This window comes from Providencia sp. PROV261, from assembly GCF_028477945.1.
GTDB lineage: Bacteria > Pseudomonadota > Gammaproteobacteria > Enterobacterales > Enterobacteriaceae > Providencia > Providencia stuartii.
Genome location: NZ_JAMPMC010000025.1, coordinates 62,226 through 77,065, shown reverse-complemented (window position 1 = coordinate 77,065; position 14,840 = coordinate 62,226). Strand labels below are relative to the sequence as shown.

The window sequence follows — 14,840 nt, the reverse complement described above, 5'->3', positions numbered from 1 at the left end:
TATAAGAATAAACAACATCTACTTTTATCGGCTATAATCCGTATTAACAACAAAAAAGCACCGTAATTATGAAGTACTCCCATAACGTTGGGGGCTTCATTACGGTGCCTTTTGGTTTGATTAACGTCCTGCTTTTAACTTCTGGAAATACTCTTCATAAATAATGTTGGTATTGCCAACATCACTTTGCCATTCCCCTTTTTGCAATACCTCTTCACTTGGATAAAGAGACGGGTCATTAGCAATTTCCGGTGGTAGCATTTTCTTCGCTTCAAGGTTTGGCGTTGGGTAACCAATAGATTCGGCAACTTGTGCTGCAATATCAGGACGTAATAAGAAGTTGATCAACTTATGTGCCCCTTCAGGGTTTTTCGCATTGGCTGGAATAGCTAAGCTATCCATCCAGAAAATTCCCCCTTCTTTTGGCCAAATCACTTCAATCGGTAAACCTGCTTGGCGAGCAACAAAGGCTGAGCCATTCCACAGCATGCCGACATCAACCTCACCTTCGATAAACGGCGTTGCTGGGTTATCAGAGTTAAATGCAAGGATATTTGGACGTAGTTTTTGTAACTCTTTATAAGCCTCTTCAATCTCTTTAGGATCGGTTGTGTTACCTGAATAACCGAGTTTTGTGAGTGCAACTTGGAATACTTCTCGTGCATCATCCATCATTAACAGGCTATTTTTATATTCAGGTTTCCAAAAATCGGCCCAAGAGGTGATTGAGCCTGGGTCGACGGCCTCACCATTAATACCGATCCCCGTCGCTCCCCAAATATAAGGAACGGAAAAATCATTTTGTGGATCGAACTCTTTATACAGTAAATTTGGATCTAGGTTTTTAAAATTACTTAGTTTTTGTTTATCGATTTTTTGTAGCATCCCCTCTTTACTCATTTTAGAAATAAAATAAGTAGAAGGAACGACCAAATCATAAGCCCCTTCTTTATAGGTCTTAAGCTTGGTGTACATACTTTCATTTGATTCGTAGGTGGAGTAAATCACCTTGATCCCAGTTTCTTTAGTAAATTGCTCTAATAAACCGGGGGGAACATATTCTGTCCAGTTATAGAAATACAGTACGTCTTTATTTTCGTCTGCGGCGGTTGCCGTGCCAATACTTGCAGCCATTAAGCCAGCCGCTAGTAGATAGGACCATTTTTTCATTACTGAGCATCCCTCAACAAAGTGTTTTCTTATACTCGCCATATTTCAAGTGACCATTAATGACTTTATTTAGCCGCTAATCGCTTGAATTATCTTGCGTATATATATCGTATAAGCTCATCTAGAGCTCACCCTCTTCGCCAAATGGCATTAAGTATGCGAGCTACCGAACCCAATAGCTCGCGACATTTACAACACAAAAAATTATTTGAGCTATTTCGAGAATTTATCTCTCATCACCCACTGGCTCAAACAGACTAATACTAGCGACATGATCAACAATACAGTCGCCAATGCGTTAACCTCTGGGGAAACGCCCACTTTTACCATCGAGTAGATTTTCAGCGGTAAAATTTCATAGCTAGGGCCTGTAACGAAGGAGGAGACCACAACATCATCCATCGATAAGGTAAAGCTTAATAGCCAGCCTGCCACGACCGCAGGAAACGCTAACGGCAGGATAATTTTACGTAAAATAGTAAATTCACCCGCACCAAGGTCACGCGCTGCCTCTAGCATTTTCACATCAAAATCTTTCAGCCTCGCATAGACGGTAACCACCACGAAAGGTAGACAAAAAGTAATGTGTGAAAACAGTAGCGACCAAAAACCAAGCGAAACCCCTAAAAGCATAAACAATACCAGTAAAGAAATGGCCATAACGATATCCGGCGACATCATCACAACAAATAACATACCACCGACAAAGGGTTTCCCTCTAAAACGATAACGAAACAGTGCAACTGCCGTTAACGTACCGATAATTGTCGCAAACGTGGCAGAAATAATCGCCATCGTTAATGAATGTCCTGCCGCTTGCAACAAACTATCGTTGTTGATTAACAGCTCATACCATTTGGTTGAAAAACCTTGCCAACTGATCCCAAAACGCGATTCATTGAACGAGTTCACAATCAAAATGATAATTGGAATATAAAGATAAGCGTAGACGATGGCCATAAAGCCACCTCGTAACGTGCGACCGATCATTCTTCATATGCCTTTTTATTCAATAGCTTAGCAGCTCGGTAATACACATACAGCAACAGCCCCATCATCACCGTTAAGAAGATGCTGGTTGCCGCACCAAACGGCCAATCGCGAATATTTAGGAACTGGCTCTTAATAACGTTCCCTATCAAGAGGTTTTTCGCTCCCCCCATCAGATCCGCAACATAGAACAGCCCCATCGCTGGCAGTAAAACAAGTAAGCAGCCGGCGATAATCCCAGGCATAGTCAATGGAATAATTATCTTCACAAATGTCTGGAGTTTGTTAGCACCGAGATCTCTTGCGGCTTCTAAGTAAGACTTATCCAACTTTTCAATACTGGAATAAAGCGGCATGACCATAAAGGGTAATAAAATATAGATAAGCCCTAACACAACCGCTTCAGGTGTATACATCAGACGTATCGGCTTATCGATAAGCCCTATCCACAGCAAGAAATCATTCAAGTACCCTTTCGTACTCAAAAACACTTTTAGCCCATAAATGCGAATTAAAGAGTTAGTCCAGAAAGGCACTATCAACAAAAAGAGCATTAAAGGCTGTAGGCGTTTAGGTAATTTCGCCAAAATAAAGGCAAAAGGATAACCGATAACTAAGCAGAAGAAAGTGGCGATCAGCGCCATATTCAACGAGTGGAGCATCACCTCAGCATACATGGGATCAGACAAACGGATGTAGTTATCCCATGTAAAGATCATATCAACAAGATTGGTATCACTGCGTGTTAAAAAGCTCGTACCAATGATCATGATGTTAGGCAAAAATACAAAGAGTAATAGCCATGCCACCACGCCCGTGATAATGACATTTTGTAAGATCTTGTGTTTACGCCTGATCATCCAGTACCACCTCCCAGCTTTCAACCCAAGTTACAGCAACTTTTTGGTTTAAGGAGTGGTCTACATCTGGGTCATCTTCATTGAAGAATTCACTGACCATGATGATTTTGCCATCTTCCATCTCTACCACAGAATCTAACGTCATTCCCTTATAGTTACGTTCACGCACATAACCGATTAAACCGGGATAGTTTTCTGCATCGTTCACCTCTTCTACGCGCAAATCTTCCGGGCGTAATAAAACATGAACCGATTGGCCTTCTTGGACAGGTAAAGTGGTAAAAATGTCACATTCATGCCCTTCAACATTGGCACGAATACGTTGTTCATCAATGCGATATAAGACTTTTGCATCAAAAATATTGATTTCACCAATAAATTGAGCCACAAAGAGGTTTTTAGGCTCTTCGTAAATTTCACGCGGCGAGCCATCTTGCTCAATTTTGCCTTCACGCATAACAATAATACGATCTGACATTGCAAGGGCTTCTTCTTGATCATGGGTAACGAAAATAAAGGTGATCCCCAATTTACGTTGCAGCGCTTTTAGCTCATTTTGCATCTGCTTACGTAGCTTATAATCAAGTGCGGATAAAGACTCATCCAGCAAAAGGACTTTTGGACGATTAACGACGGCACGGGCGATCGCAACGCGCTGTTGCTGCCCACCAGAGAGTTGATTTGGTCGACGTTGTGCAAAATCCTCCAACTGCACCATACGCAATGCTTGATCAACTCGCTTTTGGATCTCGTCAGCAGGGGTTTTCTGCATACGCAAACCAAAAGCAACGTTTTCAAAAACGGTCATATGCGGGAACAGAGCGTAGCTTTGGAATACCGTATTCACAAAACGCTGCTCAGCAGGGATATCTGTAATATCCTGACCATCAAGAATAATTTTGCCTTCATCAACATCTTCTAGGCCGGCAATTAAACGTAGAACCGTTGTTTTGCCACAGCCAGAAGGGCCTAAAATGGTCAAAAACTCACCATTTTGGATGGTTAAGTCAAGCTCGGATATAATTTGTTTGCCATCGAAAGCTTTATTAAGTGCTTTCAATTCGACGAGTGGTGTCAGAGAGGTTGTCTCAGTCATTTATGCTACACTCTATCCCTATGAATAATGCAGATAGAACCGCTACCGTTAAAGACTGTGTAAGCTTATCGGAGATTTACTCTTCATACTTCCCCAGCAAAGCCCAAAACCAGTAGCGCCATTTAAATTTCATTAAGTGGTGCATGATAAACACTGTTTGTGTAAATTGAAAGCCATTTTCAGTACTTTGTTTGCATTTCATTATGAAAACGCAATGAAAGAATTCCCTTTGTCATAAAAACAAGCCACTTAACCATAGTTACACTAAGCAATAAGCCATTGTAAAACAACATAAAGCCACACTTAAGTTAGCTTTTCATTGTTCATAACAGAAAGCAACAAAGTATTTGTTATAGTTCAATAAAATATAGGCTAGAACAATCGAAAACATCCAAACATTAAAAATAAAAATGATATCGATTTGGTCATATTCTCAATGCCATTTTTACAACTGAATGTCAAAAATAGATAGCCGATAATATTCATCACATATAACCAAAATAAACCGATGTTTATTATTCTGTGACCTTCGGCAAGTTTCTAACTTAAATCAAATGTAATATCGATAATATTAATCGAAATCATATTATTCACCACATCTCGTTGAATATAATCATCTTATCAAGATAGACACGCGATATTTATTATTTCTAATGTGTGCTTATTTTGGTCTTTAACAATTTATATAACGCTGAGGGCCGCTTTAAAGTGCATCTATAAAAATAAATATGCCCTCACTGAATCTATTAACGATATTCCATTGAATTGATATGTGAGTGAACAACATGCCTAATAAAGAGTTTTTCTACCAACCCCTTTATCCTTTATCTGAGGATAAGACTGAATATTACCAATTAACGGATAAATATGTTTCTGTAGAATCCTTCGCAGGTAAGGATATATTAAAAATTGAGCCAGAGGCATTAACCGTGCTTGCCCAACAGGCTATTCATGATTCTCAATTTTTCCTAAGAACTGCACACCAAAAACAAGTTGCCGCCATCTTGTCTGATCCTGAAGCGAGTGAAAATGACAAATACGTGGCTTTACAACTCTTACGTAACGCTGAAATCTCAGCGAAAGGTATTTTGCCAAACTGCCAAGATACTGGCACAACGACGATTGTTGCTAAAAAAGGCCAACAGGTTTGGACTGACTGTAATGATGCCGAGCTATTATCTCGTGGTGTTTATCATGTTTTCCGCCAAGAAAACTTACGCTTTTCACAAAATGCCGCCTTAGATATGTATACAGAAGTCAATACAGGTACTAACTTACCTGCTCAAATTGATATTTTTGCTACCGAGGGGGATGAATACCATTTCTTGTTTGTTAATAAAGGCGCAGGATCAGCCAATAAATCGGCACTATTTCAAGAAACCAAAACGATTTTAGAACCAAACAAGCTAACAGCATTTCTTATCGAAAAAATGAAGGCATTAGGAACCACTGCTTGCCCTCCATACCATATCGCCTTTGTGATTGGTGGTACTTCAGCAGAAGCAACATTAAAAGCAGCCAAGCTTGCTTCAACGAAATATTATGACAATCTGCCTACATCCGGTAATGAACACGGCCAAGCATTTCGAGACATTGAATTAGAAAACACCCTACTTGAAGCAACTCGTCATTTTGGTTTTGGTGCACAATTTGGTGGTAAATATTTTGCGCATGATGTCAGAGTCATACGCTTACCTCGTCATGGAGGCTCCTGCCCAATTGGCTTGGCCATTTCATGTTCTTCCGATCGTAATATCAAAGCCAAAATCAATAAACAGGGTTTATGGATTGAAAAAATGGAGCAGAACCCAGCCCAATATATCCCTGAATCTTTACGCCAACATAATGAAGCTAAAGTGGTTCACATCGACCTCAATCAACCGATGAAAGCTATCTTAGCAGAGCTCAGTAAGCACCCTGTTTCAACCCGTGTTTCACTCAGCGGCCCACTCATTATTGCTCGTGACATTGCCCATATGAAACTGAAAGAGCGCTTAGATAAGGGTGAAGAACTACCACAATATTTTAAAGATCATATGGTTTATTACGCGGGTCCTGCTAAAAAACCAGAAAGTAAAGTTTCTGGCTCTTTAGGCCCCACAACGGCGAATCGCATGGATCCGTATGTCGATTTATTCCAATCCCACGGTGGTAGCATGCTCATGCTGGCAAAAGGTAATCGCACCCAAGTGGTTACTGATGCTTGCAAAAAATACGGAGGATTCTATTTAGGCAGTATTGGTGGTTCAGCAGCAATTTTAGCGCAAGAGTATGTAAAAAGTTTAAGTTGCCTTGAATACCCTGAATTGGGAATGGAAGCCGTCTGGAAAATGGAAGTTGAAGGATTGCCAGCCTTTATTTTAGTTGATGATAAAGGCAATAATTTCTTCGAACAGGTACAAGACCAAACATGTAAAAAGTGTATTAAATAATCAAAAAAATAACGGCGACCTACTCTATGGTCGCCGTTTTTGATGCGATAAATAAACAGGTATCGTCGCTAATAATAATTTATTCGTACAACTGTTGAGGCATTAAATTTCCCCGTATTTACTGTTGGCGCAACTTTTTTAATTGATGCTGTATAATTACGTGTTACTGAAGTGCTACCTGTCGCTAACGTACCGAAAAACTGGAAATAGTTGAACTTCATTCGATTATTTTTATCGTCAAAGAGCGTTAAGTTTGTACCATTTTTCAAGTCAATCGCATATTCTCCATTAAGCTGTTCAGTCGTTTCAAAATTAATATTCATTGAGAAATTATCTAAACAACCTCTTTTCACCGCTTGTACTTGAAATTGTTTTTTAAATTCTTTCCCTTGGTTAAGATCCGTTACCATTAATTGCCCAAAATCAATTTGTTGTGATTCTGGAAACACTTTAATATCGGCTCCGCATTTCAAAAAACGGATCCCACGTAATCCTGAAATTGAATATCTTAGGTTTTTAGCTCCAGGCGTAGTATTAATCCCCCCACTGCCATCAAATTGGAAAACCGTAAATTGGTTATCCCCATTATAATTCCCCGATGGTGGAACGACCCCCGTCACTTTAATATACAGGGTGAAAGTCACAGTGACCGTCACACTTTGGCCTTTACGAATAGGATTTGTGCCTAAATTGACACGCTGCTGATTTCTTTCTAACTGTTCCCCCTTGTAATTCGCCCCCAACAATAGCCCTGCACCAATCTTTTGGGAGGTCGGGTTAAAATACATATGAACAACGTCAACCGCGTTACCTAATACGTTATTGCAATAAACGGTCACCGTCATTGGGTCTGATTGCCAGATAATAGTATTTGCTGGTGTATCTGCTGGAATGGCTAATTGTCCAACAGGAACCGGAGGTTTAATAACATCACCTGTACCATATTCCACGCAATCTAATGCAAATGCTTTTGTGCTAAAAAATACCAATAACAATAAAAGCGATAATCCACTGTGCTTAATAAATCTGTGTATCATGAGTTATACACCTTATTAAAGATAGGCAATGCTCAACATAATTTGTGCTTTGATATTACCTATGGTTAAGTCTTTCCGAGGAAGGTAGCTTTCTAACATTGAGTAAAGTGTAATTTGCTGATTATCATCGAAATAAATAGAGTAATTGCGATATTCTCCATTAGGTACAATATTGCCATTTTTATCCATTAATCGGATGCCATATCCTTCTAATATCGTCTTGCCGCCAAATAAATCACGGTCTGAGCTTTTTGTTGGCTCAGAAATAAACATTAGCCGAACAACCGGTTTTCTATCATCACGATTAAAAGAGGGAAAAATGCAATCATCAAATTTTAACTTGATCTCTTGCTTAGGGCTTCTATCCCCTATTTCATTAAAGAAATTCAGAGAAATTGGTCCTAAATCAATATTTTGATCCAATGAAGAAAAACTGATCTTACAAGGCAATGAAATGACTTGCCCCGTAAAATTAAGATCGCCCTTCATCATGCTGCTATCGGCATAAACCCAGCTACTTAGCAGCAAAGAAATACAAAGGCTTATTGATATATAACAATTTCTCATTGCCAGCACCTATTTACTTTCGTTAGCCAACTGACAAACAGACGCAGCACATTGGTAAGTCAACATTTTCATACCACCATAATCATCCATATAACCTGTATATAATTGCTTAAATGGCGTTGTAGGAACTGTGACACTTTCCTTTGACATTGGAGCAATCATAACGCTTTCAAAATCAGGAAAATTATTGGTCGTGTTGCTACTTAAATACCCCAAAGTCACATAATATTTAGTTGGGTTTTCAATCAATAAACGGTTACCGGAATGAGTATATTTCAATTCTTTCGCCCAAACTTTATCGCTATTATTTTCAATTTGAGCTGGTCGATAGAACATTTTTAAGCGACTTTGAATTGCAATTTGCACCACGTTTTCTTTATTTGAAACTGGCGGGATCTCTCGGACATTCAGATAAAATAGCGATTCTCTGTCTTGGGGCAATTTATCTATTGCCTCCGTTTTAATAATTTTTATTTGGTTTTTCGTATTTGGCTCAACTCGCTGCATCGGAGGCAGCACCGTAAAAGGCTCTGCAATCTTATTTCCCTTATCATCTTCCATCCATGACTGAGCAAGATAAGGTAATGTTTTACTTTGGTTATTAATAACTAAACTGACTGATTTATCCTGACCGGGAAAAATGATCCGTGTGCGATCGATATTGATTGCGGAAAATGCGGTTTGCACACTGATAAACACGAATGAAAGGCAAACAGTGCCTTTATATAATTTATTCATAACAATTTCCTTTAAAGGCAGGGGATCAAAACTTTACTTTGTTCTTTTCCAGAAAAATTGGTAAAACTTAATTGGCATTGTTCATTTCCACCCGCCCACTTAACGGTATATTTCTCAGTAGGAGTAATCCCTGTTAAATACACAATCCCATTATCAGCAATAATGCCGACCTCTCTCCCTGAGTTGGCTTCTATAACACTGGTGCCTAATGGCGGATATTTCCCATTTCCCATACGAATAATGGCTAATATACGTTTTCCCTGATTGGCTCGAATGGTTTGATAACCTATCGCGCCCTCCGTCAAAGTCTTACCAATAATGTTGTCGTTGACATCAACATCATCAGGTAACGTATTCATATCGATATACACATCTGAATTAGAGAAACTATTTAAATTAGTCGCGACACCGATACCAAAGCGATTAGTCACCGACTGGCCATTATCAATAGAAATTCCTGCAACATCACCACTATCAATGACTACCCGAGGTTCATTACTAGTACCATTACGATGAAGCGCCGCACCATATTTCGTGGCCGTCATGGAGCCGTACCAACTTCCGCCGAAGGCTCGATAAGCATTCACATTCTCAGTCGCATTGAGATTTAATACACCATAAGCCGATGAGTACTGATAACTACCACTGATACTAGGCTCCATTCGGCCAAGTTGACGTTTATCGCCCCCAGCACGTAAACTCCAATAGTTGTTGTTAATGTTTTCACTGTAATACGCGACTGATTGATTTAACTCTTTGCCATCATTCGCATATTGCAGGTCATAACTGATAGAGGCGCCACTTTCTAGCGGAATAGAGAGTGATAAATACGCTTGGTTATCATCCGTTTCTTGGTACTTTATTTTATTTAATGACAATGTTGCTGACATATTTCTGATATTACCAAGGTTAAATATTTTGCTCAGACTCATGCCAAATGTCGTGGTTGATTCACTATTCCAAAATTGGTGGTGAGACGCATTAAGATATAAGGTGGCATCCAATAAACTGATATATTGGTTAAAGGATGCGGTATACACATTTTTATCTCGCCTAAAATCCAACATGCCGTTTGCAGCATCAATGTATTGCGGCATGGTTAAAAATGCTTTATCCGAGAACTTATAACCCGCAAAGGTGATCTGTGAGTTAGTGGATTCAAATCGTTTAGAATAATTTAAGCGGTAGCTATTTCCTGAATAAGTCCCCAAATTATTTAACTTCGCCTTAGCGCGTGTAATATCAAATGAAAGAGCGCCGAACTGGTTCATGTTTTGCCCAATACCAACGTTAATGGCTTGATATTCGTTGTTATTAAGCGTGGCAATCACTCCCCCGAATAAGGATGTACGACTAAAAAGGCCATAAGAGGCTTCACCTGCAATAAACCGCGGTTTAGTACGTTGTGAACGGCCAAATGGGCTAGATTCCCCCACTGAAAGCTTATATAAAAATTGCCCCTGCCGCGTTAAAAAAGGCAGCGATGCCGCGGTGACTTGATACTGTGTTTGGCTGCCATCTTCCTCTTGAATGGTGACATCTAACGTACCTTGTACCGCCTCGGTGATGTCCTGAATATTAAAAGGCCCTGGTGCAACACGAGCTTGTTTAATCACACGCCCATTTTGAGTAATAGTGACCATTGCATTCGTTTTGGCAATTCCTGAAATTTGTGGCGCATAACCACGCATCGAAGGGGGTAACATGCGAGTATCACTAAAAAGCGACGCGCCAACAAAACGAAAACTGTCAAAGAGCTCCGTTCTTAAATATGACTCTCCTAATAAAATTTTTGCCCCTAATTCAGGGAAGGCTCTAAAGGCATAAAATTGCGTCCAATCAAATCGTTGGTTTGTTTTACCTTGTGAGCGATTATATTGATATTGATAGTCAGCACGGAAACGCCACGCACCTAAATTCACCCCCGTCGTTCCGTTGCTACTGGCGCTAAAGGTTTCATTGCTATTTTTTGGCGCAGAATAGTTAGTAAATAGATTGTAGTCTATTAATAAACCTGCAATTCCATTATCCCATTGCGATGGTGGCACCCAGTAAGGGTCATCATATTCCAACCAAGCTTGAGGGATTGAAAATAGAATATTTTGGTTTGCTTTATCGAAAACATAATTTATGTTCATTGATTTAGGCAATTCAACACACTGATTACGCTTATCCTGTAATATTTTATTCCTAATGCTCGTTTTTAAGGAAAAAAGCTCTATCATTTCAGGCGTAATACAGAGTGCTGAAGTGTCTTTATTAACTTCAATAAACTTAATGAAATATTGTCCAGATAACTTACGACCATTTAATGTAATGTCTGTAAGATATTCACCTGCAGGTACAAAATCTGGATTGGAAAATTGACTGAGATCGATGTTGTCTCTATCTTTTGCATCAATAATATTCATATTAAACTCTATTGCATTAGATACACTTGATACCGACAGTGTAAGAAAAATAGAGAATAATAATTTATTCATATTTGGTTGAAGCGACAAAAACATGATAATCCCAGTCAAATAGATAAACTAATCAAAACAAGGGGAAAAGCAACAGGCAAATAAATGCCTGTTACTGATATGTACTCAAAATAATTCACATTTTATCTAAATAACAAACGGAATAGCTTTTACCACTATCAAGAGTAATAAAACTCATTAAGCCATTACATTCTTAATAAATAATAAAATAACTTTAAGTATAATGTGAAAAATTATAGGTAATTTAAGGCGTAAGTTGCTTGAGAAATAATACTACCTGTTTCTACCTTATTACCATTTGCTTCAACGCGTGCGCTAAATGTTAATTTATTCGCACCATTCACCAGTGGCATTTCAACGCTGGTATCCCCAACTTTCATGACTGCACCGTCTGCGTTAATTAGGCGAACGCCAACACCTTTCGATGTTCCCGTGTTAGCCAATAAATCCTTTTTCGTGGTATCTGGAGTACCAGAGAATGTCACTTTCACTTTACTGACCGCAGGGAAAAGCACTTTGTCGTCTGCACCCGTCACCGCAGCCAGATCACAATTCTCTAATGCAATAGTGTACTGAACGCTTTGGCTAAATTTATTGCCCGTTTCTAATACTTTATTCGCGACTTGACCTAAATCGACATTAACTGTTCCATCGCCAGGTAAACTGCACGGTGCATTAATGACTTTACCTGTAAAGTTAATAACACCACTTCCTTGGTCAATAGCTGCATTTGCAACTCCAGTAGCACATGAAGCAACAATAGTTGTAGCTAATATGGTTTTAACAAATTTCATTTCATTTTCCTATTTAAGACAAAAGACTAACGTACATAAACTCCCTAACGATAAAAATCGTTAGGCAGAAATTTATTATTATGTTGTGGCTGAGGAAGGCTATGAAGTAGTAATATGAAGTTTATAGATAATGATTAACTACCATATGATTCACAAGGTTATTTTTAATTTCATTGTCATTTATTAATTCAACACGACCTTCTATTGAAAAGATTTCATCGTTAAAAAAACAGATCAAATCGGTTTCAAGTGCTTTAGCCAAACTAAGAAGATTATCTAATGTAATATTACATTCACCCCTTTCATAGCGTGAAACTTGCTGTTGACTGATACCAACTAATCCAGCAAGTTCAGCACCTGAAAGCCCTAATTCTTTTCTTCTTTTGCGAATTTCTTTACCAACGATCTGGTTTACATTTTTCATTTATTAAGACCCGACCTAATTTAAAATAGTCAATAATGACATGGATAAAGCAATAAAAGCTCATTTGTTTATTATTATTATTTTAATTTATCCCTACTTAAGAAATAGAGATAATCGTAAAGGTCTAATTTGGAGTGATTATAGAACGCATTGCTCGAAAGTAAAACTGTTTGTAACGATCGATACGATCAATCAAATTAGACAAAACCTATCAAAAACATCTATTAAAAAAAAGAACAATGCCTCAATAAACCTATTCATATTTTATTATGTTTTTATTATCCTCCTAAAATAATAAATCTATTTTAAACGGATGATATTTAACATTAATTCATTTTACCCACCACCGTTGTAAACATAGAAAAGAATAGAATATTAATAACGAATTAAGAGTACTAACCAACTATACTCAATAATGATTTTTTATTGTTGAAATATAAGAATAATTTATAAAATATATTCAAAAATTCAAATTTAATCATTCTTTTTAGATTCTAATTATTTTACCATCGCCAGTGGTTTATTTATTTTATCTTATGTGAACAAGTAAAAAATTTAGTAGCAAAATCATACTCGGTATAGGAGTATAAAATATGTTAAACATCCGCTTTATTGCTCTTATTTGCATTTTAACTTCCTTTAGTAGGGGTTAGGTGGTTTTTAATCGTTACATTTGATACAAAGTAAACTTATTAGTAGTTTTTACTAATACCCTCTCTTGTGAAAAAATATATAACCCCTTATAATCAACAACATACAGTTTTTACTAAGTGTAACAAAGTAATATTGAATGTTTCTATTTGCTGTAATAGCTATATTTGGCTGACGTTAAATAGCACAAAAAGACTATTCGTTATCAACCATCAATAAGCTCAAAAAACGTTAATCCTGAGTTTATTAGATAGTTTGACTTAAAACCTAAAAATTGATAGAGAGAATAGAGAGATATAAAACAATCTATTCTTAAGCTAGCACTAATGCTAACGTTCTTTGAAATATTTTTTTATCGATGCCTTTACAGATAAAGCAACAAAAAATCCAATAGCTTTGGCCGTCTTATAGAGTGAAATACTATGCTTCTAAATAAGATTGGAGTAAAAATTGGCTGATCATTTTTCACTATCATGGAAAATAAATCGCTATTTTGTGCGGAAGCCATTTAATAACCATTAGTTATCGAATAAGAGAATATCTCATTATACCTAGCTCAAATTATATGGTGTTATCTACTCATCGTAAGAGAGGAGATACCCTATGTCGACACCAATTCGAGTCGCCACCGTACAATTCCAACATAAAGCCTCTGATAAGGCTTATAACCTAAAACAGATCCATGCATTTATCGATCAGGCCGCATCTCAAGATGTGCAAATACTTGTGCTGCCAGAAATGTGCATTACAGGTTATTGGCACGTGCCTAAGCTGCCTAGCGAAGCTGTCTATCAGCTCAGTGAAACTTTACATGATAGCCCATCATTAACACCTATCCGCCAACGTGCAAAAGAGCTTAATATGATCATTGGCGTGGGGTTAATTGAAAAAGGCTTAGATGATAAATGCTATAATACTTGGGTTGCTTGTATGCCTGATGGCACGTATCACGCCCATCGGAAATTACATGCCTTTGAGCATCCAAGTATTCATTCAGGCGATAGCTACACTGTGTTTGATACGCCGTGGGGAGTGAAAGCAGGGATCTTAATATGTTGGGATAATAATTTAGTCGAGAACCCACGAGCAACCGCATTAATGGGAGCTGATATTATTTTAGCACCACACCAAACGGGGGGAACTCATTCCCGTAGCCCATACAGCATGAAGCCAATTCCTCTTCCTTTATGGGAGAACCGAGAAAAAGATCCTGAAGCATTACGAGAAGCCTTTCAAGGGGAGCATGGTCGTGGCTGGTTAATGCGTTGGTTACCTGCTCGCGCCCATGATAATGGCGTCTTTTACATTTTCAGTAATGGCGTTGGTTTAGATGACGATGAAGTCCGTACAGGTAATGCCATGATCATCGACCCATATGGTCGTATTATCAACGAAAGCGATGCTATTGATAATGATATGGTGATCGCCGAGCTAGACTTAAGCTTACTTCCAATGTCAACTGGTCGCCGCTGGATGTCAGGCCGTCGCCCTGAGTTATATAATATTTTGACAAAAACAATGGGTTATGAGCGTGATGCGCGAAGTGTGCGATTTGCTGATAAGCCTGTCGCAATTTCAAAATAACAGCAGCACATTTC

The 14,840-nt window shown here is 38.3% G+C and carries 12 protein-coding genes; 2 read left to right on the top strand and 10 right to left on the bottom strand.

Translation table 11 applies throughout. From position 1 onward, the window contains the following. Positions 1-120: 120 nt before the first annotated feature. From potD to potA, 4 genes are all read right to left on the bottom strand, one after another. A complete protein-coding gene (gene potD, locus PR675_RS14685) occupies positions 121-1,170 on the bottom strand; it encodes a spermidine/putrescine ABC transporter substrate-binding protein PotD (protein WP_014657409.1) in 1,050 nt (349 codons plus the stop codon). A 213-nt stretch (positions 1,171-1,383) separates the two neighbouring features. After that, positions 1,384-2,160 carry a spermidine/putrescine ABC transporter permease PotC gene (gene potC / locus PR675_RS14680; RefSeq protein ID WP_004917333.1) on the bottom strand — a complete coding sequence of 259 codons (777 nt, stop codon included), beginning with the start codon at positions 2,158-2,160 and terminating at the stop codon, positions 1,384-1,386. Then, positions 2,157-3,020, bottom strand: a complete 864-nt coding sequence (gene potB / locus PR675_RS14675) for a spermidine/putrescine ABC transporter permease PotB (protein ID WP_004917336.1) — start codon at positions 3,018-3,020, stop codon at positions 2,157-2,159. The genes potC and potB overlap by 4 nt, the downstream gene beginning before the upstream one ends. Then, complete coding sequence (potA, locus tag PR675_RS14670) at positions 3,007-4,116, bottom strand: spermidine/putrescine ABC transporter ATP-binding protein PotA (protein WP_004917339.1); 1,110 nt, start codon at positions 4,114-4,116, stop codon at positions 3,007-3,009. The genes potB and potA overlap by 14 nt, the downstream gene beginning before the upstream one ends. Positions 4,117-4,901: 785 nt before the next feature. Here potA and PR675_RS14665 point away from each other — a divergent pair. Beyond that, positions 4,902-6,548, top strand: a complete 1,647-nt coding sequence (locus PR675_RS14665) for a fumarate hydratase (protein WP_004917343.1) — start codon at positions 4,902-4,904, stop codon at positions 6,546-6,548. A gap of 68 nt (positions 6,549-6,616) precedes the next feature. Here PR675_RS14665 and PR675_RS14660 read toward each other — a convergent pair whose 3' ends face one another. The 6 genes from PR675_RS14660 to PR675_RS14635 all read right to left on the bottom strand — a co-directional run bounded on the left by PR675_RS14660 (position 6,617) and on the right by PR675_RS14635 (position 12,591). Next, positions 6,617-7,585, bottom strand: coding sequence for a fimbrial protein (locus tag PR675_RS14660; protein ID WP_004917347.1), 969 nt, complete (start codon positions 7,583-7,585; stop codon positions 6,617-6,619). A 15-nt stretch (positions 7,586-7,600) separates the two neighbouring features. Next, a complete protein-coding gene (locus PR675_RS14655) occupies positions 7,601-8,152 on the bottom strand; it encodes a fimbrial protein (protein WP_014657408.1) in 552 nt (183 codons plus the stop codon). Between the two features lie 9 nt (positions 8,153-8,161). Beyond that, complete coding sequence (locus tag PR675_RS14650) at positions 8,162-8,890, bottom strand: fimbrial biogenesis chaperone (RefSeq protein ID WP_040132485.1); 729 nt, start codon at positions 8,888-8,890, stop codon at positions 8,162-8,164. Between the two features lie 11 nt (positions 8,891-8,901). Continuing rightward, entirely contained in the window at positions 8,902-11,301 is a 2,400-nt protein-coding gene (locus PR675_RS14645) for a fimbria/pilus outer membrane usher protein (RefSeq protein ID WP_230089004.1), read from the bottom strand. Between the two features lie 305 nt (positions 11,302-11,606). Further along, entirely contained in the window at positions 11,607-12,167 is a 561-nt protein-coding gene (locus tag PR675_RS14640; RefSeq protein WP_004917353.1) for a fimbrial protein, read from the bottom strand. Positions 12,168-12,288: 121 nt separating this feature from the next. Next, positions 12,289-12,591 (bottom strand): helix-turn-helix domain-containing protein, encoded by a 303-nt coding sequence (locus PR675_RS14635; protein ID WP_004917356.1) that lies wholly within the window; start codon positions 12,589-12,591, stop codon positions 12,289-12,291. A gap of 1,254 nt (positions 12,592-13,845) precedes the next feature. Between PR675_RS14635 and PR675_RS14630 the strand changes: the two genes are divergently transcribed. Beyond that, positions 13,846-14,826: a nitrilase family protein gene (locus PR675_RS14630; protein ID WP_004917359.1), complete on the top strand. Its 981-nt coding sequence runs from the start codon at positions 13,846-13,848 to the stop codon at positions 14,824-14,826. Positions 14,827-14,840: the final 14 nt, after the last annotated feature.

Coding starts and splice junctions, on each gene's coding strand:
- potD (WP_014657409.1), bottom strand. CDS start 1,170: ATGAAAAAATGGTCCTATCTACTAGCGGCTGGCTTAATGGCTGCAAGT.
- potC (WP_004917333.1), bottom strand. CDS start 2,160: ATGATCGGTCGCACGTTACGAGGTGGCTTTATGGCCATCGTCTACGCT.
- potB (WP_004917336.1), bottom strand. CDS start 3,020: ATGATCAGGCGTAAACACAAGATCTTACAAAATGTCATTATCACGGGC.
- potA (WP_004917339.1), bottom strand. CDS start 4,116: ATGACTGAGACAACCTCTCTGACACCACTCGTCGAATTGAAAGCACTT.
- PR675_RS14665 (WP_004917343.1), top strand. CDS start 4,902: ATGCCTAATAAAGAGTTTTTCTACCAACCCCTTTATCCTTTATCTGAG.
- PR675_RS14660 (WP_004917347.1), bottom strand. CDS start 7,585: ATGATACACAGATTTATTAAGCACAGTGGATTATCGCTTTTATTGTTA.
- PR675_RS14655 (WP_014657408.1), bottom strand. CDS start 8,152: ATGAGAAATTGTTATATATCAATAAGCCTTTGTATTTCTTTGCTGCTA.
- PR675_RS14650 (WP_040132485.1), bottom strand. CDS start 8,890: ATGAATAAATTATATAAAGGCACTGTTTGCCTTTCATTCGTGTTTATC.
- PR675_RS14645 (WP_230089004.1), bottom strand. CDS start 11,301: ATGAATATTATTGATGCAAAAGATAGAGACAACATCGATCTCAGTCAA.
- PR675_RS14640 (WP_004917353.1), bottom strand. CDS start 12,167: ATGAAATTTGTTAAAACCATATTAGCTACAACTATTGTTGCTTCATGT.
- PR675_RS14635 (WP_004917356.1), bottom strand. CDS start 12,591: ATGAAAAATGTAAACCAGATCGTTGGTAAAGAAATTCGCAAAAGAAGA.
- PR675_RS14630 (WP_004917359.1), top strand. CDS start 13,846: ATGTCGACACCAATTCGAGTCGCCACCGTACAATTCCAACATAAAGCC.